The following is a 21,497-nucleotide window of genomic DNA, read 5'->3' as shown; positions in this document are numbered from 1 at the left end:
ATCTGTCAGAGATGAATATAGCTGCATGATAAGTGAAGATCCCATTAGTTTGGGGCCTTGTTTCTTATTAGGTTTGCCCTTTGGACATCATGCTTTAATGAGATTTTTTATGAAGAAGATTTTTTTGCTTGCAGGGGCTTTGTGTTTACTGATGCAGGCTACTTTTGCGCAATCTGAGCGCTATCCCTTAATTCCTTATCCGCAACAACTGGAGGCCAGGACCGGCTCATTTGTCATTACACCTGCTACCAAACTGGTGTTGCCGGCCAACCGGGCGCAATTTTCTACCGAAGCGGCGCAGCTGCAATCTTTATTTGCGCAGGCATTGGGAGCATCCTTGCGGGTAACAAAGAAGCCCGTAAAAGGCGCTATTGTGATGCAGCAGAATGCTGCGCTTGCCGGCGAGGAAGATTATACGATGGACGTGAGTGAGCAGCAGTTGCTGATCACCGCCCGCACACCGGCGGGATTTTTCCGTGCCATTCAAACATTAAGACAGCTGATGCCTGCTTCCATTGAAGGAGCGCATGCGGCGGCGTTAAAAAGCATCGCCATCCCGGCTATGCTGGTGAAAGATCACCCGGCCTACGGCTGGCGTGGGATGCACCTGGATGTATCGCGTCATTTCTTCTCTGTTGATTATCTCAAAAAATATATCAACCTGCTGGCGTTATATAAAATGAATAAGCTGCACCTGCACCTGACCGATGATCAGGGCTGGCGCATAGAAATAAAAAAGTACCCGTTGCTTACTACACAGGGCGCCTGGAGGGAATTTAATAACCAGGATTCTGTTTGTATGAAGATGGCCGCTACCAATCCGGACATGGCTATTGATACGCAGCATATTATTCATAAAGATGGTAAAACGCTGTATGGCGGCTTTTATACGCAGGAGCAGATGAAGGATATAATCCGCTATGCGGCCGACAGGCAGGTGGAAATTATTCCTGAAATTGATATGCCTGGTCATATGATGGCCGCTATCAGGGCGTATCCTTTTCTTGCCTGCAGTGGTGAAATAGGCTGGGGCAAGAATTTTTCCACGCCTATTTGCCCGTGTAACGAATCTACTTTTGCTTTTGCAGAAGATGTGTTTACAGAAATCGCCGCGTTGTTTCCTTCAAAATATATTCACCTCGGCGCCGATGAAGTAGAGAAAACCAGCTGGGCTGCTTCTCCGCTGTGTGCCGAAGTAATGAAGGCCAATAACCTGAAAACGGTAGAAGAGCTGCAGAGTTATTTTGTGAAGCGCATGGAAAAGTTTTTCCACTCAAAAGGAAAAGTGCTGATTGGCTGGGATGAAATTCTGGAAGGAGGTATCAGTCCTACTGCGGTGCTGATGTACTGGCGCTCCTGGGTGCCGGATGCCCCTGTGAAAGCGGCACGGCATGGCAACTCCGTGATCATGACACCGGGCAACCCGCTGTATTTTGATGCGGTTCCGGATCGTAATTCCATTTATAATGTATATCATTTTCAGCCGGTGCCAAAAGGCTTAACGGCCGATGAGGCTACGCACATCATGGGTGCGCAGGCGAATATGTGGACAGAATACATTCCTTCCGAGAAACGCGCCGACTATATGTTTATGCCGCGTATGACTGCGCTGGCAGAAGTATTATGGACCAACCGGAATGAGTACGATCACTACCTGCAACGCCTCAACGAACAATACAAACGCCTGGATTTGCTGGGTGTGCACTACCGTTTACCTGACCTGGATGGTTTTACAGAAGATAATGTGTTTGTAGACGAAGTGACGCTCCATGTGAAGAAGCCACTAACGGACATGACTATCCGCTATACAACGGATGGTACTATTCCCGGTGGGCAGGCCGCCGTGTTACCGGACAACTACGTGATCCGTGAGCCGCAAACGATCAGGCTGGCGGCTTTCAGTCCTGCGGGCAACCGGGGCGATATTTATACCCTTCGTTACCGCAAAGAGGCCTACCGCAAAGCTACCGTGGTAAAAGATGCGCGGCCGGGTTTGAAGCTGGATTATGTTGAGGGCGCCTACAAAAGCGCTACCAAGATCAAGGAGCAGGCCGATAGCTCCATGCGTGTGAGCAATGCCATTATTCCCGAAGGAATGGGTAAGGGCGGCGGTCCGTTTGGTGCGCGGGTGTATGGTTATATCAATGTGCCGGCTACCGGCATCTACAGTTTTTACCTGACGGCAGATGATGGCGCCGTATTATATATCGATGACCAGGAAGTGGTGAACAACGATGGCTGGCATGCGCCGTTGCAGAAAAGCGGGCAGGTAGCGCTGGAGAAAGGATGGCATCCTATTAAAGTGGCGTTTGTAGAAGGGGGAGGCGGATACACGCTGAAGCTGGAATACAGCGTGAACGGCAGTAAGCTGCAACCGGTACCAGACAGCTGGCTGGGAGCGGGGTTATAAAAAAATGTTTTTAAGATAAAGGAAGCGGGTGGCTGTTCAGCTATCCGCTTCTTCTTTTTTGCAAAGTGAATTTTTTTATTATTTTTGATACTATCTATGCGTATCATAAAAATATTCCTGTTCCTGTTAACCTTCAGTCAGGCGGCATTTGCAACAGATGCTGCGTTGGCGAAGATCCTGGCCTCTCTTAGTTCTGAGCAAAGAACGTTATTGTATCAATATGGCACCTTGAATACCTGGGCGAGTCCTGCGGAGGCAGACAGTTTCTGGCGCGTGCATCAGCCGGCGTTGGGAGCTATTTCGCCTGAACAGGGTAAGTTGCTGGCAACGGAGTTGCTAACGAATACTGAATTGACCTATACCATTAAGAAGCCTTCGCGTTTGCAGGCGCTCAGGGGTGTGTTTACCGCTTCGAGGCTGTTGCTGGGACTGGCGGCGCTGGTAGGGGCTTTTGCGGCCGTGCAGTTGATTGGCAGGTACCTGCCGGGCGCCTGGCAATGGCTGGTGCGGCATCTGTATCCCTTTTACCGGCGGTTATTTTCGCCGCAGATGCTTAGCTGGGAGTTGCTGATAGTAGCGCTGGCGGGCATTTACTGGGGGCCGCTGATCCCGGAGCTGATCATCCGTACCATTGTGATTCACGTGGCGTTGGTGCTGTTGTGGACACAACTAACGGCTATCCTTACACGCCGTTATTTTGCGAAGCAGTATACGCATATCATCCTGCAGAGTTTTGATCATTATAACACGCCGTTGCAGGCATTTTTATATGTATCCGTACCGGCGATCCTTACTTCGGGCGCCGTGTTGTGGGTAATGCAGGTATGCGCGGATGTGTGGTATCCGTATGAGGTGATTGTGCCAGCGATGATCGGGATATTTACGTTGCCGCCGTTGCGGAGCATGGAAAAGGCATTGAGCCGTTTGCTGTTTCCGTTTACCTACGAGCGGTTACGGCCCAAAGATCAGCGTGCAGCCACTTATGTGCTCATATCCCTGGTGGTATGGGGCGTATTGTTATTGCTGCCGGTAGTGCTGAGGGAAGCCTTGCTGATGCTGACCATTTTCCTCACAGGCGCCTTGTTGTTTATTTCCATTGCAGACGTGATCCACAGCGGGGGTAAAAATTATATCTGGCTGCAGGTGGTTACGCTGGGCTTTCTTTTTGGGGTAGTGGTAACGGGATCGCAGCTGGGCATGCTGTTACTTACCTGGATAGGCATGGGCGGGTTGCTGGTGTATTTGCTGATCAAGTACTGGGAGCTGCCGGTAGTGCTGGGTTGGAGCTGGAAGGATAAGAAGGCGTGGGGCGCGCTGGGTATGGCGTTGCTGATATGGGGCATTGCCACATTGATCCGTTCGCGGCCGGAATGGTTTGCGTTATTCCCCAAGATTTAGCGAAGAATTTAATGTAAAAGTGTATTTTTGCGCTCCTTATAGGCACCGCATTTAATTAATTTAAGATACGCGCAGATCCGAAAACGTACTGACAAGGCTTCTCAGGGCCTCCAAGGCGGGAGTAGGGTTTGCGTTTTTTTTGTGTTTCCCCTTTTCCTTTTTTTCTCCGGAGATATTTTTTTCGACAGCTAGTACTAACCACGTTGATGGACGATATACCAGTAACGGGGAGGTTTTTTTATGAACGGTTATGAATCCCCCGGAAAATGTAATACTTTTATTAACTGTACTTTATACGCTTAATCGATTTATCAAATCACGTTATGGTGAAAACACTCGCATTTTTGGCCCTGCTGGGCATCGGCGGCAGCGCTGTGGCACAACAAAAGGCTCCGTCTTATCCTTTGATTACGCATGATCCTTATTTCAGTATCTGGTCGGCTACCGACGAATTGAATGGCAGCACCACCAAACACTGGACTGGCGCGGCTCAATCGCTGACCGGATTGGTGAAGGTAGATGGCGTTACTTACAGGGTGCTGGGACAAAACGAACAGAGCTACCAGGCCATAGCCGCTACCAGCGATGAAGCGCCATACCAGGTGAAGTATACCGAAACCGCCCCTGCGGACGGCTGGATGGCGGCCTCCTTTGACGACAAAGCCTGGAAATCAGGAAAAGCGCCATTCGGCGATAACGTGGCCTCCGGCGGTACCCGCTGGGAAAGCAAGGAGCTGTGGACCAGGAGAACCTTTGACGCGGGCGACCTGAGCGCCGCGGAGTTATTCCTGAAAATCTCTCATGATGATAATATTACCGTATACCTCAACGGGGAGGAAATTTACGGGCATAAAGGCTGGCTGAATCAGTACATCTACAAACCAATACCGGATGCCGTAAAAAGCAAGTTAAAGCCCAAAGGCAATGTACTGGCCGTACACATCCTGAATACCGCCGGCGGCGCCTTCCTGGATGCCGGCATTGCGCGTTTGGTACCACCGCCGGGCAACAAAGACATAGAGAAAGGGATTCAGACAGCGGTGAACATCAACGCCACCCAAACCAGCTACCAGTTCACCTGCGGCAAAGCAGATGTAACCCTCACCTTTACCTCGCCCTTGCTGATGGACGACCTGATGCTGCTGTCGAGGCCCGTTTCTTACATCTCTTATAAAGTAACCTCCAACGACAACGCTGCCCATAATGTGCAGGTATACTTTGGCGCCTCTACCAACATCAGCGTAAACGTGCCCGCACAGGCAGTTACTGCTACTAAATATACCAACGGCCAGCTTTCTATTCTGAAAGCCGGCACTAAAGAACAGCCAATACTGAAAAAGAAAGGCGACGACCTGCGGATAGATTGGGGTTATATGTATGTAGCCACACCCACCGCCACACGCCCGGTACAATATATCAGCAACGCAGGGGATGCCATGGCCGCATTTGCCAACGGCACCACCGCCAGCACCAAACAGGATAAGCAACTGGTGCTTAGCACCGCTGTGGACCTGGGCACGGTAAACGCCACGCCGAAAGAACAACTGTTCCTGCTCGGCTACGATGATCTTTACGCTTTACAGTATTTCAATACCAACCTGAAAGCATGGTGGAAAAATGATGCTACCCAAACCATCGACAAACAACTGAATGCTGCTTACACGGATTACGCTTCCATCCTCGACAAATGCGCGAAATTCAATGCGCAGCTGTATAAAGATGCCGTAAGCGCCGGCGGGGAAACGTACGCCAAACTCTGCGAACTGGCCTACAGACAAGCGATTTCCGCGCATAAACTGGCTAAGAGTCCGCAGGGAGATATCCTGTTTCTTTCCAAAGAAAACTTCAGCAACGGTTGTATCAATACGGTAGATGTTACCTATCCATCGGCCCCGCTGTTCCTGCTCTACAACCCGGACCTGCTGAAAGGCATGATGAACGGCATCTTCTATTTCTCCGAAAGCGGCAAGTACACACAACCTTACGCTGCACACGACCTGGGCACCTATCCACTCGCCAACGGACAAGCCTACGGCGAAGGCATGCCGGTAGAAGAATCCGGTAACATGCTGGTGCTGGCAGGCGCCATTGCCCGCGCAGAAGGTAATGCGGACTACGCCAAAAAACACTGGAAAACCCTCACCACCTGGGCGGAATACCTGCTGAAAGAAGGCTTTGACCCCGCTAACCAGTTATGTACCGACGACTTTGCAGGCCACCTTGCCCGCAATACCAATCTTTCCCTGAAAGCAATTGCCGGTATCCGTTCCTACGCCATGCTGGCTAAACAGCAAGGGCTTACCGACGTAGCCACCAAATACGAAAACGCCGCCAAAGAAATGGCCGCCAACTGGGTGAAGCTCGCTGATGATGGCGATCATTTCAGTCTTGCTTTCGAAAGCAAAAACACCTGGAGCCAGAAGTACAACATGGTATGGGACAAAGTGCTCAACTTTAACTTATTTCCTGCGGCGGTATACAAAAAGGAAACAAGCTTTTACCTCACCAAACAACAGAAATTTGGACTGCCACTGGACAGCCGTAAAACCTACACCAAATCCGACTGGATTATGTGGACGGCTGTACTCACCGATAACTCTTCCGACTTTGAGGCCCTGGTAGCGCCTTTATACACCTATGTAACGGGCACGACTACACGGGTACCGCTGAGTGACTGGCATGAAACTACTGATGGGAAGATGGTGGGGTTCCAGGCGAGGAGTGTAGTAGGAGGGTATTTTATGAAGATGCTGGATGCGAAGTTTAATCCTTCGTCTGTTTCTTCCAGGTGATTTGCTTTGCGCCCTTTCTGCGTTGTGCAGAAAGGGCGTTTTATATATTCATTTCAATTGATGTGGATAAATTATTCAAAATGAGTTTGGAAGTAAATTAGAAATTCCTATCTTTGCACTCCGTTAAACAAAAAAGGAAGATTCCCTAGCTCAGTTGGTAGAGCAATACACTTTTAATGTATGGGTCTTGGGTTCGAGTCCCAAGGGGATCACTGGAAGATTACAAACCTCACGCTTAGCGTGGGGTTTTGTTTTTTACTCTATTATTTACTCTATAAAGATTGTATTTGGCTATTGAGTTTACGTGGCTTTACAAAGAGCGAAACTATCTTTGCGAATTTACGACTTCCATTCTAAGTGTTATTATTGTTTTAATAAAGAAAATAAATTCATTCCTAACTTGCTGTCCACATTAGTAGTATGGTGATGATGTCTACTTAATGTTGGTTATAAAAAAGAGGAGCTTCACTTTGTACTCACCTCGCTTTTTCGTACAGCGTCAAAGCTCGTATTGGCTTAAGTTTCCCTGGACTAATTATTGGCTGGTTGGAGCGATCCAAAATTTGCTTTATTTTCGAAAAATCCTTTATCATATACACCTTAAAAAGATTATTCCTGCCTATTGTAAATATATTATAACTTTATGTTAAATAAAATCTATGAGAATCGTTTTTTTTAATCATAAAGGAGGAGTAAGTAAAACAACTACGACATTCCATCTAGGATGGAAATTGGCAGAAAAAGGGAATAAGGTATTGCTTGTTGATGCTGATCCTCAATGTAATCTTACGGGGTTGATTATGCAGGATTCATTTGATCAGTACTACATTGATACTGCTACGAAGGAGAACAACCTAATGTCAGGTGTGAATTCTGCTTTCAAAAGCCAGCCATCTCCAATTACCCATGTAGAGTGTTTTAACATCAAAAGAAACAAAAATCTGTTTTTACTGCCGGGGCATCCTAATTTGACTGAGCTTGAGCCGCAACTAAGTTTTGTTCAAACGGCACCGAGTGCATTTGCTACGATGCAAAATTTGCCGGGGGCCTTTAATGCCTTAATAGAGAAAACAAGTAGCCATTACGAAATTGACTATGTTTTAATTGATTTAAACCCAGGATTGTCCGCAATTAACCAGAATTTATTTAGCATCTCCGATTTATTTATTGTTCCGACAAATCCAGATCCATTTTCATTAATGGCGATCCAGACCTTATCGCGAATATTACCGCGGTGGTATAATGTCGCAAATCAGATGAAAGAGGCGTTTAAAGATGCATCTTATCCATTTCCAGATAAGAAGCCGAAGTTTGGTGGTACAGTAATTCAACGATTTAATATCCGTAATGGCCTTCCTGCTACTCCATTTAGGAATAATATGGATGAAATAAATGCAACTGTAGTTTCTGAGCTGGTACCAAGTTTAAGGACTAATGGTATGTTATTGAGTGATTCTATCTATACCAGTATAGATATATCTGACACCTATTGCATTGCTGAAATACCCGATTTTCAAAGTCTTCTTCCTCAATCTCATAAATATGGGCTGCCTGTTTATGCGCTAAAAGATGGCGAAATCGGTCGTACCGGTACTGTTTTGGCCCAAATGAAAGACAAAAGAAAATCTTTCAATAAGATTTTTAATGACTTTGAAAAGAAAATAGAACTTATTAAAGCCAATGCTTAATTCAATAAAACAGTTTGATGAGAACTTCATAAGAATTGCCAATATAGATACTGTTTATCTTCACCTAATAAATAGCCTCAAGCTAAATCCCGGTGATATAGAAGATAGTCTAAGAAGTGAGATTGTGTATGCGGTATCTGCATTTGACAAGTTAGTTCATGAATTGGTTCGAATAGGAATGGTCGAAATTTTCACTAAAACGAGAGCTGCTACTAAAGGCTATCAGAAATTTCAAATTTCTTTGGAGCAGTATGACAATTTTGGCAGCACATTTCTTCCGAAGGAAGCGATATTTTCTCAATTCGTTATAACAGCACATAGTTATTTAGCATTTCAAGATCCTGACAAAGTAACTTCCGCATTAAGTTTGATTTGGCCCGAGACTCATAAATGGCAGGAAGTTGCTAAATGTATGAAGATGACGGAAGATGATGTAAAAGTAAAATTAAAGAATATTATAGTTAGGAGAAATCAGATCGTTCATGAATCTGATATAGATATTTCAACAGGAATTGTTCAGAGTATATCTCATCAAGATACGGTTGATATCGTTAAGTTTATTAAGGCTTTAGGGCATTGCATTTATAGTTTGGTCGTTTGATGTATGAAATAGGCATTAAAATGCCATTAGGTACTAGTTGTGAGATAGGGAAAAATCGAATATAACCATTAACCACCTATTAAAGTTGGTGCAACGATAATAATATAAATCGTTTGAGCAGCCAATTGAATAAATGAGTATAAATTCTAGATATCTTTAAGTAATCAATATGCTATACAATATGTTTCCAGATTAATAAACTCCTTTCAGCATGAAATAGTTCTATATAAGCCCATTTTCAAAGTATTCCTTTATTAATTAATAACTTTTAAGAAGTATATCTGTCATCTATAATGAAGTGGTATACGCAAATATATCCTGCGATGCAATTTAGCTGGGGGAGAAGCACGTGTCTTTAAATTCATCAGGACACTGAGATTCGCCGGCACACTGCCATAGTATATCAAACAAAAGGCCTAGTGTTTCTTTTCGTTGTTCGATTTCTGAAATATGCATTATTGGAAGATTTAAAGATGGACATTTTATGTGTCCAATTGTAAGGTTATCAACTAATGATGTGAATTCTGTTAAATTATATAGGCTTATAGAAATATAAAAGTCTGGAGAGATATTTAATTTTGATAATATAAAAAGGCATTGCTGACCGCATTATTTAAGAACTCCGCAAGAACCCTAATGTACAGAGTACAATATTTTGCGCCTTCTTCTATCTCATTAAAAAATATATTGTTGATGGACTCTACGCATCCGTTTCTTAACAACAATGTATGGCCTCTTTGCTTATCCCTGAGCATATATTGAGGATTCATCGGATCATCTTTTTGCAGAAGGAATAGTCCTTCGAATGAGTAGCCGTGCTGTTGTTTTTGAGCAAAACCAGTCGGCTGGAATATTTTACTTGCAAATTCTTTAAATTCTTTAGTGCTGAACGAATCCAAGGCAATTATATCTTGGAAGTTTGAGGGCACCATATGTGTTATTACTACCGGTAAATTTCTCAAACCTTCAGAGAATGGTTCGTAAATTCTCTCTGTCCTGGACTTTATAAAAGCAGCTACTTCTTCTTTAAGGCTATGATGACTCAAAAAGGCCCTAAATAGCTCATGGGTATCTGGCATATATTTGTCAGTATAGTTTCTTTTATGAAATGTATTAGACCCATTGTAGATAACCATTGTTGGAATTGAAATGTTTTTGGGGATTCCAATTGCAAAAACCCTACAACCATCTATATCCAATAGATCACTAAATTGGAGATTAACAATTTTAGGATTTGTACCTGAAAGAACTATCTGTGATATTCTTGATTTTTCCTTTTCATAATCGTCAATGGTTAGTTTATCAGTATCCGGTAAAATGGGGATACCCAATTTTTTCTTCCCCTCTCTTCTTTCTGATAGACCGAAAATAATTGTTCCTCCCTCGGTATTATAAAAGGCCGATATATCTTTTAAGAACTCTTCATTTTTTTTTATCATCAGCGACATTAAAAACCTCTTTATAATCCAGAGTTTTTGATTCCGCAATTTTGTCGTCAATAAGTATTTTTATATCCTCACGGGTAAGGGATGTAATCTTCTTTCCTAGAACTTTCATGTATTTATTTTTTTAATAATAATGGGAATTATTCTTGAAATAAATTTTATATTTTAGTATTACCCGTGGCCTAATTGGGTCTATTGTCTCTCCTGGTTATCTGGTCTCTGGAAGTTTCTGGAATTACTTCATCATAAAATTCATTAATAAGATTTGGCTGTGTTATTTGATTGTCACAGATAATATTTATGAAGACAAATAGTTTATTGGCGATATCGGGGCCGTCAGAAAAATCTATTTGCCCTGGATGTACCGCGTTATTGCCAACGACTCTAATATTATCTAAGGCTCTTTGTAGTTTTTCTGGTAATCCATTTGCAACCAAGAAGGCTATATCTTGATTTATATTTTCTCCAGATGCTCCGAGTATTCTGCAAAGTTTTTGAATTGCTAATCTTAGCAGTGCGGCAGCTCCTCTGGGTGATATATTTACGATACTTCTTGCTTCAATGTAATCCGCCTTAACATCATCAGGCATGTCTGAGTTGGGTAGTGGTGCATTTCCAGAATAGGGATAGATCATTCGGCGGTCATTGGAATTTATGCGCCAAATAGAGTAAGAATTACAATGGTCACAAACTGCAAATAATATATCGCCAATTCCAGCTGAGTAGTTTTCAGATCTATTTGTTAAATGAACTTCAGTCCAAATTTGTTTAGCGTATGCAGCACATGAGGGGCAATTGAAAGCCGATTTGTAGAATTCTGGTGGAGTATAGGTCATATTTAAATTATTATATTTAATGTATTTGAAGTCATTTCGGTAATTTATAAAAAGGATTTGTGCTATAAAAAAAAACTACAGCATTAGGAGTTCTTTTCATCTCCCAATTAATATATAATTTGCTGCAATTACTCAAAATTCGAAAATAACAAGCGGCGGCTGTGCTCTATTGGTCGTTATTATAGGTATTTGCTTTATCATTTTCTGTTATTATTCAACCTTGTACTACTTATTATTAGTCATTTAACGCATACTTAAATTTAGTTTGCATATCTGTATTAGGCATGACGGGGGCATATATTATGGGATAGTGTACCGTTTTATCTATTTGCCTTTTCTTCATCAACATTTATTCCACAGGTCGAAGCATTGGGTGCTAATGTAAAAATGGAGCATTTAGTTCTGCTACAAACCAAAAGCGCTAGAACACAGCTAAAACACCAACCTTGACCATAGTAAGAAGCTCGACGATAAGAACGAGTGATTCTCGTTGCTAACCTCCTTTAAAGGTTACAATATCGAAAATTAACTTCTAGAATTCTAGTGCCAATGCTTATGTTGGAAACGCATTTTGCGTTCATGGTCTGCCTGCCGCCTTTCAGCTAAAATCCATTCTTTAATGTAACTTTTGTGCTTACTATACCGATACTTCTTTATTTGGATCTTATTGATCGTTTCCAGAATGCTTTCTAAGTCATTGGCTCTAATGTCGGACCATATTTTATCACCATTGCTGGAAAAAGAATTATTTAGCAGCTCTATCCGCCTAAATTTTTCAAAATCTGCTTCAAGGGATAGATAGTATAAGATAAAGACGTGCCAGTGATCGCTAAATGAATTGCGAACGCAATCAAATACAAAATTGCACGCTTTGCTATCATTTATATTGGATTTTAAATAGTTTTTCAAAAATTGAATTCCTCGCGTCATGTGGATTGATTCAATATTTTTAAAAAGTGAGACGATAATCTCCTCCATGAAATGACGCTTATCACGTAGTAAAAAGTGATCTAATACATTTTCAACAAGTGTCTCGGCATTAGTTAAATTCCAGATAATTGACAAATGATCAAACTCCCTGGAATGCAAGGGAAGGTGCGTTGTTGTTATTAGCGTGAAGTATTCGAAGAAAAAACTATTGTCCAATTTTATCAATGCCAATAAATGTTTGCAGTCATAATCGAAATGATCTCTGTCATTATCGAAAAGTAAGTAAATCTGCTTCAGCAAATCGACATGTTCTATGTAAATTTCAGAATACTTTTCAAAAAAAGAGTGATCTAATTGTATATTTCTTTTATTTTCCGATTTTGTTGCAATAACACGATTTAAAGCGTCCACAAAAAATTGCTTCTTAACTTTTGTAAATTTCTCAAAGATTGTAAATTCGATATATATTCCATCTCTTGTCGTTGATAGAAGCTGGAGGAGGTCATTTGCATATTGTAATGTTACACTTTCGTCTGGTAATCGGTAATAGAAAGACCATAACCACCAATCTTTTCCTTTAAAAGAAGAATTTATCAACAATTCATAATAGTCTAAGAAGATTTTATCTTGTGATGTAAAAAAGACACTTAGTACTCTGATTGGATAGAAATTAGTTTCGTTACTTGTGGAAATGATTTGCCTTAAGAACGAATATGCTAAATTGGGATCACGCAGTGAATGTTCATGAATGAGTATGTCTAAAGACACAGAAATTTGAGTGTAACCCTTATCTTTTAATTTGGACATTTCAACATATTTGTGGTAGAATTTTTTGAATTCTGCAACGTTTTTGAAGTTGAAGCTGCTTCTAATTTCTTTTTCCTTTAGCAATTGATATTGTTCGTAGTTGGTGAAATCCACGTCTTCCTTATCGCGAAGTCTATTAAAACTGAGTATCAGGTATGTCTTATAGTCTTCTGTCAGAAAACGAGACTTGAGATTGCTTATGTCCTTCGGACGAATATTAAGCCATTTATAGTTATATATCAAACTTTGAATAAGGAAAACGTCTTGTAATGAATTTTTCTTAAAATGATCATTAAACAGTTTTATCCAATATTGATAGTCAAATTCATGAGCGACTTTTGCAAACTGCCGTCCATCTGAGATAAATGAAAGCAAAATATCATCAAGCCTTGATTTATAAGTCGGATAATTGTCAATAACAAACGACCATATGCCGCTTCTGAAACTTGCAATTGCATCAATGATTTTAATCTTCTTCGTAACAATTGTTGTTGCATTGATTTTATCAGTTCTGGAACTATTGTATGATCTATAGCTTAAAAAGCTTGGTAGCAGATAAAATAGTGATTGGTTATAAATCAAATCATAATTTACCTTTTCTGTTAAAAACATGAGTAGGGCCTTTTGCCTTTTACATCCATTGTATAAATCTTCAATATCAATAGAAAAGTTTTTAATCAATAAATCTAATAATTGTTGAAAGCATTCAGGTTTACGTTTTACATATTGGAAAGATAGATCAACTGCATCGAGGTAGCTAAATTCTTCGTACGGAAAGCAATTTGAAAGAAGCTCTATGATTTCATCATTATGGGGATAACCTCTATTTTTTAGATCCTCGATATAGATATAATTAACACATGTTATTTCTGGCAGGTTATTTATAACAAGCTCTGTATATTCGTAAATGTCTTCGTGCCTATATAGCCAGAAAAGTTTTAGAAATTTAAGTGCTATAATAGTATCGGTATTTATTGACTGCCAGTATTTAGATAAATATGGGTCGATAGTTCCTAAAACGTTAGTGTGACCAAAAGCACTATTGGCACCCAACACAGTATCATTAAATCGGTGAACATGATCTTGGAAATAGTTAGTCAAAATAGTATTAAAATCCAAACTCCTTTCCTTTAAAAAGGTTTTGTAGAAAAAATATGTTGCGAGTGTTTGCTCAGAAATTCTAATTATATTTCCATCAGGCGAAAGTTCGGCTAGTTCCCATATTGCGATATTTAGCATTGCTTCTTTAAACTCATGATAATCGATTGAAAAGTCTTGACATATCCTTCTGACAAAGTCGACATTTTCTAAATTAATCGAATAAAAAAAGGAGAGCAATCCTATCGATTTAAGCAATATTTTATCCGATAACACTGGCCTATCTATTGTCGTTCGTTCGAAATATTGCTCATACAAACTATAAACATTGTTTAATGATGTTAAATCTTGATTATCAATAGCTACCCTTGCTGCCATGATAGCTAATCTTGGATTTCCTTTTGATATTTCGGCTATACGTTGCAAGTAACGGAATTTCGATATTTGAAAATCTTCTCCTTGCAAAATTTGCTCTATTTGAGCATAGTCAAGCTTTAATAACTCGAAGTCCGCCACCTTATAATCAATGCACTCTGATTTAATTCCTGTTAGTGCATAATCCCTGACAGTTATTACAACTTGAATTTTATTTGTACGCTTTTCTTTAAGTAGACCAAGTAACGTTTTTAGATTATTTGACTGCCGATTGCCATCATCAATAAATATGGCATACGGTTTATCTTCTGCCAGATAGACTCTTAGGTCATCATGAATTGGGGCAGTTTTATTTGAAAGGCAAAGTACGGTTAACTCCTTATTAGAGATTTGTAATTCTGATAATGCTTCGAGGACCAATCTTGATTTACCTACTCCTGGTGCTCCGGATATTATTGTAATTTGATTGTTTTTTATACTGTTGGTCAGGCTCAATAATTCCTTTTCTCGCCCATACAACTTATTAGATAAAGGCGTTGCAAAATCAGAGTGCTCATATTCTTCAATAAAGATTTTGGGGGGTAAGATCTGCCCTGTGTCGATTGTAATACCTAAATATTCCTTCGCCGTGTGTTTGCATGGTCCAATAAGATTAAAAGCAATTGTGTCAATCCCTCTGAGTTCCAATAAGATACCTTGATGTGTACAAAAATCTCTTAAGGCTTGTACCTCTTTTGTAGTAAGCCTACTATTGAAACAAAAAATTATTTTTTCAATCTCATCAGTCTTCAAGCCGGTTTTGCCTTCATCTAGGCATTTGGCAATATCATCCTTAGCTTTTTTTAAGAATGCCTTCTTACTTTCAGATTTGTCCTTCGTGGTATATTCGACTAAAACATAACGCCCGTTGGGAAGAATAAAGTAAGTATCTGGCGTTCCTTTGCAGGTCTTTTGTTTTCCGATTGTAGTGCCTGTTCTAACAATATTTTGGCAGTTCTCTTCAGTGTGATATAATATTGAATCACAAACGTTCTGAAAGACAGCCTCGTTGATAGAAACCAAGCTTTTTTCTATCTCTTGTAATTTTGTCATGCGTAATATATTCTTTCAAAATGGGCTACGTTTTTAGTAGCATGTTTTAACTCAGTTTAGTTTAAATTTACCGATATAGGAAGATATGATGTTTTTACAGGAAAATGAAAAACAATGGAATTGCCTGAGCAATGAATCTTGAATGCGAGGCATGAGAGAGGTTTGGATCTTACCCAAGCTTGGCGGCTATACGAAGAGTCTGGGAAAAAGGCTGCCTGCGTAGATGATAGAAACCTATGAGTATTTTAGGACGATTTAAGTTAGAAGTCTCTAAACTCGTCCCTTTTTTATGCCTTCTATCTCCTTGTAAATGTGATAAATAGATAGTCGACCTTGTTTACTTTAGTGGTTCGATATACGTCTCCTGTAAAATCTACTACTCAATACTAATGATATTTCTCAGGTCTTTATTTGTAATTCCAAATCTCTTAATCATTTCTTCATACTGAACAATTTTTGCCTTTGTTGCCACTATTTCGCCTTTTTCATCTTTTACGGTACTAACATCGCTTGATTTAAGTACAGCATTTATTTCGGCAGGACTTAGATTCGATAAATCGACCATACTTTTTTGTTTGAATAGTTCAACCCAATAAACATCAGCTCCAAGCATTTTCCCCTTGGTGATTTCACACCGAAACGTAGTTAATGAAACCTTATCATCCTTGTCCGCTTTTTCCAGCATCCTTGCTGCTTCTTTTAACTCTTCAACGTTAGTACGATTTAAATAAATCCTGTTTTCCCACGCCTTAAACTCATATAATGAATCTGTTATTTTATAAATTTTGGCATAACCGGCATTGGACCTATATACAACTTTGGCATCAATTGTTGTGGCCTGTTCATTATTATGGCTTTTTATCAGCAGAGGATGGGCAGGAGTATTTTTATTACTGGAGGATTCTACCTGCGCAATCAAATACGTAGATTTAAGTGTCACAACTAAAGCAATAAACAAAGCTCTCATTAATGTAGTTGATAATAATATGAAATGGAAAAAGTCCATATCTTGAAATACTTGTATCTCTAAAGAACATAAAACCTTCTTGAATGAAAGTGGCATGATCTTTTAGACTGGGGATAATGTTATGAAGTTAAATCCCTGCCCTCCAATTTGAAAATTTACCAAAAACTTCCCTTTGATATGTATTTGCCTCCTGTTCCAATTTATTAATCCCATATTCTTCTCATTAATTATAACTGTTACAAGAGCATTACCTTGCATTGGTTCAGAATAATAATAAGAGATTGCTTGTCCATCTTTATCAATTTCATTGGCTATCTTAGGATCGGTGATGTGCAAAACCGTAAATTTTAATGCTGTAATTGAACTTGAAACATAATCCCCACCGTCAGTAATGGTTTTAAATTTCGTTTTGAGTTCATTTATATAAGTGGGATAATTATAAAACATTTTATTGGAATCCAGGGACGACGAATCAAATTTCCGATCATTTATGACGGTATTGACAAAAATCTCCTTCCCATCATTTTCATCCGCAAATATTTCGAACTCCCCATCATCAATGTTGGTATATTCGTTTGGGCCTTGTATTAAGTTACCTTGTATTACTGTTCCAATCTGCCCTTTGTTGAAAACAACTTTATCTGCTACAATATTTGGAGAAGTATCAGCTTTGATTAAATCAGCTGAAAGTACACTAGAGTTGTAGCTTAACATAAAATAAGCAGCAAGACTTAATAAGGAAAGTATAAATACGCAAAGAATAATTAACCTTAAAATATTATAGCCTTGTCGCTTAGTTAATGAAGGGAAAATCTCTTTTTTTATTATGCCTTTAAATACAAGAAATAAAATCGTTAACGCTAACCCAGCGATACCAGTGTATTTTAAAATTATTTCCATAGTATATAGAATTTTTTCGCTGAAAAACCATAACCATTTAGCTTGTCTTAATCGGAGTTACTCAATTAATAGAGTATGTATACAAATTATTAATAGCAATGAATATTCATGTTGTTAATATTGCCGACTCCCCAAGCCTGCTATAACTAATCGCAGCACCAAGCTGATCATTCCCTTCCATCACATTCATTGCCTGAGCAAATTTCAAGAACTGAATTTCGGGAGTTCCACCACCTATAGGATTGCGGATGAAAACAAATTCATTTGTCTTAATGTTAAAACAAAAATGGTGTATATCAAATGCTTTGACTTTTATTCGATCTATATCATCGGATATATGAAATATTTCACCATCAATAAAGTAATACTCAAATGACAAATTAATGGATCCAGGATGTGAGCGATATTTATATTTCCAATAGCCATTAAGAATAGAAGGAGTAGTATATTGATCAATTGCTTCAATCTTTCCGGAGAGTTCAGTATGTATTTGCTTTTGAACAGAAAGGTCGTGTTGAAGGACATTAACCTTATCATTTATTTCCGCAAGTTTCTGGATTGCTGAACTTTCATTCTCAATAACGTCACTCACTAATTTTGTCTGATCGATATATTTTTGCCTCAACTTGATAAAATGGGCTGATGAAATCTTTCCAGTTTTTGATATTTCGAGATTCCATGAATTACTTTTTGTTTTTATCAACGTCATAAAGGCCATAATGAACATCCGGATAGGAGGGAAGAATAAAGTGTATCCAACAGCATAACAAAAAGGAGTGAAGAAAGAGCGCCATGGTTCCAGATTTCCACTGATATATTGGACATACGATTTATACCCTTCCAGCTGTAGGTCACCCAAATGATATAATGTCAAGACAACTGGTATTTTCCAATTGTAAACTAGCCAGGCAATTATAAATGAAACAAACAAAGGGTTACTGGTTCTGTCACGCAGATCATAGAAAAAGTCGGTAATCTTCTCCATCGGTATAGTGTTTTCTCGGACAGTGCTGTTGCCAATCTTCAATTTATGCTAATGAATTTACCAATTTTCAAGCACTTTACATAAAGTAATTTTAGGTAAAGCTATATTTGATCAGGGAGCACTGGTGATAACCTTTTTAACATCGTGCATATTGTAAAGAATGGTAACTGGTGTTTGCTCCCATGAGTACAAATATTTATTTTTGTATGATTATAAGAAATAGGTTATATATTCGCATATCACGTAAAAAAGGATATTATAGATTATTTAAACGCATCTTCGTTCCCATACCTATACTAATGGAGCACAATAGGGCTCACATAACATACATCCCGGAAGTAGGGTTCATCTAACTTTTTACCGGTAATATGTTCATGTATTTTAGGATAGTTGACCATTTTACCCTCATAACCACATTGGCGCAGGATCAATATGGTTAGCAATGTGTATATTCGTAAGCAGCAGTGATAGACATGCCGACTAAGTTCGTCTGTATACTGAGCGGGTAGGCGGCCTTTGTCTATATCAATCAGCGTAATACGGCCATGCAAAAAATCATTACGAGAGATAATTACCTCCAGATCATCAGGGCTAAGTGTGAATCCTAATTCTGCAAAAGGCTTCGATAGTTGATCTGCATTAACAGGTCGATTGATATCATTGATTTTATTTCTCAATATGGCTACAGATTTGAGATCCAATTCAACCGTATGCGATTGCAAAACAGCCATTAATTCTTTTTTTATTGCTTTAGCTTTGTTAGTATCATGGATGGGCTTAACCTTGGATACGGGTCCATTTACCCACTCATTTGTGAGTGCTTCAAGTGCTACCATGAAGGCAGCAGGCATCATTACTTGGGAAGCGGAACAGGCTTCAATGATTAATAATATAGCAGCAGAAAATTCTATCGATTGATTGATCTTTTGACACAAGAGAGAAAATTCTTTAATAGAAAGCGGCTGCAGTTCTTTATGTACTTGTTCGGCCATTGACGTGTCGCGGATATAGCTATACGCATTAGCATATATCGGGGTAAAACTGGTTTGGCAGGATTTTCGGAATTCACTATAGTGATACGCTGTGGGATGGTCCATTTCCATGTTTGGATATTGGAAGAAGTAACCCTCATTCTGAATAAAGTGGCCGCTGACATAACCCAGGGCTACTAAGGCATCAAAACAATAATCCATAAATGCCTTAAACTGCACTTTTTCTGTCGTATCTAATACCATATACTGCTTTGCATCCTTAGCACGATATATGTACATATCCAATTGTAGTTCTTCATAATTAATCCCTACGCATTCACCTGATCTTTTGTTTTTGGTTTTAAACGATTTCCTATCTACGAAATAATGAAAATGAAGATTACTTTCAAATGGGATCATTAGCCGAAAATAAGAGGCTGTTAGCAAACTAAAATCTAGGGAATAGAACGTGCTAACTTCTGCCGTTACAGTGTTAAAATCTGTTTCAACTGGAATTATTTTACCGCACTTAAAATCGCCGATATTGCTTTGGAAACCAACATTTTCAATATCCAATAGGCTATGATACTCCCTTTTATCATCAGGAAATGTCAACAAAAAACCTTTCCCTGTATTCTTGACCAGGTTCACTGCTAATTGATGTAGGGAAGATCCTGGCTTTTGGAGGGTTATCATGCCACCTTTGTTCAGCTTTTGTAGCACTTTCAGGGATGGCTCTATATGTTTAAAGTTACGAGAATGGGGCAGAATCAATTTTTTGCGCATACGCAAGTATACAGAAAAATCGACGTACATGGAGTGGATCTGTCAAAAGACCTTTAAATGAGACAAATTATTTAACCTGGCAGGTGGCATTCACCAAATACAAACCTGTTTTTGATGTCGCCCGAAAAGCCATCCAAATCCGGGTAAATACCACCCTTTCGGACACCGAGGAAGTATAAAGTCTTCTGAATATCAATAGCTACGTTATAATCGAACTCCAACTTATGAATCCACTGTGCGCCGTTTGGCTCTTTGTCCTCAAAAACATCCTGTAACTCTTTTCTGGGATCCGGATGGATAGTAAATAGTCCACCTTGGCCTGCGATTCGATTGGTTACCACTGGAGCGTAAACCAATGAGGCATTTTTAATATCAAATGGGCTACGAGTATCGTCATATGCATCTATAAAATTGCAGGCGTGTAATACGTAAATCGCACCACAACCTTTCGGCAAATCCAACAAGGTACCATCGTGTTTTATTTCTGGTTCTGTCGCAAAATAAGCTGCAATTAAAGGGCTATACGTCCAATCCAATAATCTTGTTGGTAATCCGTGATGTTGAGCAAGGGCAAGCCATGTCCAATCATTTTGAGGTAACTTTTTTAGCTCTCCATATGCCCTGTGCCGAAAAAGTTTCAAGATGAGTTGCTCATGATCCACAAGTTCATTCAATTTCGCTGAGTGGTATTGTATCTTCCTACCGGCTGATGGAATAAGTTTATGATTGACTTTGTCCGTAACGCCTCTAAATACTACATGTCCACAGCAATACTCTGGATTTTGTAACGTTTTGATTAGATGATCGAATGATTTTATTTTAATCGATTTCATTTATTTTTCTTTTTGCGACTACCGCTCACTTTTACAATATGTACCAACTTGCAGAAATTGCATCATTATTCTTAATACACTTTTATTTCAAAATGGGTACTATATATACTAGGATATTTTATTAAGTTTACTAATAACTAGTAAATCATATTCCCATGAGGCACCGTAATATCGTTACTCAGTTTTCTTAAGGGAAAAATCTGGCATAAATATTTTAGGTTAATACAACGATTTTAAAGCTCTTCTACTCTTTTGTAAAAGTCTGAAAGTGTAATGTCAAAATATTTACAGAGTGCGGCTACTGTGCTGACTGTAGAATTCGCCTTAGCAGTTTCTATACGCCCAACGTGTATATTAGTATCGTTATAAACTTCTTCTTGGCTTAAAGATTTAGCCTCACGTAATTCTTTAAGAATCGTTGCTATTCCTTTCAACAGATTATTATTTCTTATTTGTTCTGCCATGTGTACAAGATGGGGTGAAATATTTTTTAAAATAATGACGAATATGTCATTATTTTAAGTATTTTTGTATTGTCAATTAAAAAGACGAAAATCTGATTTAAAACATTGATAAAACACCT

15 protein-coding genes and 1 tRNA gene are annotated in these 21,497 nt (G+C 39.4%); 6 read left to right on the top strand and 10 right to left on the bottom strand.

Going from position 1 to position 21,497, the window contains the following annotated elements; genetic code table 11:
* Positions 1 to 109: 109 nt before the first annotated feature.
* From ACLHR0_RS11750 to ACLHR0_RS11725, 6 genes are all read left to right on the top strand, one after another.
* Positions 110 to 2,410, top strand: a complete 2,301-nt coding sequence (locus ACLHR0_RS11750; RefSeq protein ID WP_436486745.1) for a family 20 glycosylhydrolase — start codon at positions 110 to 112, stop codon at positions 2,408 to 2,410.
* Between the two features lie 96 nt (positions 2,411 to 2,506).
* Positions 2,507 to 3,808: a hypothetical protein gene (locus tag ACLHR0_RS11745; RefSeq protein WP_436486743.1), complete on the top strand. Its 1,302-nt coding sequence runs from the start codon at positions 2,507 to 2,509 to the stop codon at positions 3,806 to 3,808.
* A 323-nt stretch (positions 3,809 to 4,131) separates the two neighbouring features.
* A complete protein-coding gene (locus tag ACLHR0_RS11740; RefSeq protein WP_436486741.1) occupies positions 4,132 to 6,600 on the top strand; it encodes a glutaminase domain-containing protein in 2,469 nt (822 codons plus the stop codon).
* 139 nt (positions 6,601 to 6,739) lie between these two features.
* Positions 6,740 to 6,812, top strand: a tRNA-Lys gene (locus tag ACLHR0_RS11735).
* Between the two features lie 447 nt (positions 6,813 to 7,259).
* The gene (locus ACLHR0_RS11730) at positions 7,260 to 8,288 is read left to right on the top strand and encodes a ParA family protein (protein WP_436486739.1); all 1,029 of its coding nucleotides are present in this window, start codon (positions 7,260 to 7,262) and stop codon (positions 8,286 to 8,288) included.
* Entirely contained in the window at positions 8,281 to 8,889 is a 609-nt protein-coding gene (locus ACLHR0_RS11725; protein ID WP_436486737.1) for a HEPN domain-containing protein, read from the top strand. Before ACLHR0_RS11730 ends, ACLHR0_RS11725 begins: the two co-directional genes overlap by 8 nt.
* Before the next feature lie 572 nt (positions 8,890 to 9,461).
* Here ACLHR0_RS11725 and ACLHR0_RS11720 read toward each other — a convergent pair.
* The 10 genes from ACLHR0_RS11720 to ACLHR0_RS11675 form a co-directional block, all read right to left on the bottom strand.
* Entirely contained in the window at positions 9,462 to 10,328 is an 867-nt protein-coding gene (locus ACLHR0_RS11720; RefSeq protein ID WP_436486735.1) for an AlbA family DNA-binding domain-containing protein, read from the bottom strand.
* Positions 10,312 to 10,446, bottom strand: a complete 135-nt coding sequence (locus ACLHR0_RS11715; RefSeq protein ID WP_436486733.1) for a hypothetical protein — start codon at positions 10,444 to 10,446, stop codon at positions 10,312 to 10,314. Before ACLHR0_RS11715 ends, ACLHR0_RS11720 begins: the two co-directional genes overlap by 17 nt.
* 70 nt (positions 10,447 to 10,516) lie before the next feature.
* Positions 10,517 to 11,170 carry a DUF4145 domain-containing protein gene (locus tag ACLHR0_RS11710; protein ID WP_436486731.1) on the bottom strand — a complete coding sequence of 218 codons (654 nt, stop codon included), beginning with the start codon at positions 11,168 to 11,170 and terminating at the stop codon, positions 10,517 to 10,519.
* A gap of 540 nt (positions 11,171 to 11,710) precedes the next feature.
* Positions 11,711 to 15,472, bottom strand: a complete 3,762-nt coding sequence (locus tag ACLHR0_RS11705; RefSeq protein WP_436486729.1) for a hypothetical protein — start codon at positions 15,470 to 15,472, stop codon at positions 11,711 to 11,713.
* A gap of 376 nt (positions 15,473 to 15,848) precedes the next feature.
* A complete protein-coding gene (locus tag ACLHR0_RS11700) occupies positions 15,849 to 16,535 on the bottom strand; it encodes a hypothetical protein (protein WP_436486727.1) in 687 nt (228 codons plus the stop codon).
* 6 nt (positions 16,536 to 16,541) lie between these two features.
* The gene (locus ACLHR0_RS11695) at positions 16,542 to 17,339 is read right to left on the bottom strand and encodes a hypothetical protein (RefSeq protein WP_436486725.1); all 798 of its coding nucleotides are present in this window, start codon (positions 17,337 to 17,339) and stop codon (positions 16,542 to 16,544) included.
* A gap of 106 nt (positions 17,340 to 17,445) precedes the next feature.
* Positions 17,446 to 18,324: a hypothetical protein gene (locus ACLHR0_RS11690; protein WP_436486723.1), complete on the bottom strand. Its 879-nt coding sequence runs from the start codon at positions 18,322 to 18,324 to the stop codon at positions 17,446 to 17,448.
* Positions 18,325 to 18,620: 296 nt separating this feature from the next.
* Complete coding sequence (locus ACLHR0_RS11685; protein WP_436486721.1) at positions 18,621 to 20,081, bottom strand: hypothetical protein; 1,461 nt, start codon at positions 20,079 to 20,081, stop codon at positions 18,621 to 18,623.
* Positions 20,082 to 20,152: 71 nt separating this feature from the next.
* Positions 20,153 to 20,914 carry an FRG domain-containing protein gene (locus ACLHR0_RS11680; protein WP_436486719.1) on the bottom strand — a complete coding sequence of 254 codons (762 nt, stop codon included), beginning with the start codon at positions 20,912 to 20,914 and terminating at the stop codon, positions 20,153 to 20,155.
* Between the two features lie 233 nt (positions 20,915 to 21,147).
* Positions 21,148 to 21,378: a helix-turn-helix domain-containing protein gene (locus tag ACLHR0_RS11675; protein WP_436486717.1), complete on the bottom strand. Its 231-nt coding sequence runs from the start codon at positions 21,376 to 21,378 to the stop codon at positions 21,148 to 21,150.
* Positions 21,379 to 21,497: the final 119 nt, after the last annotated feature.

This window comes from Chitinophaga sp. ARDCPP14, from assembly GCF_051362515.1.
GTDB lineage: Bacteria > Bacteroidota > Bacteroidia > Chitinophagales > Chitinophagaceae > Chitinophaga.
The sequence above is the reverse complement of the archived record's forward strand: the minus strand, read 5'-3'. Positions and strand labels throughout refer to the sequence as shown.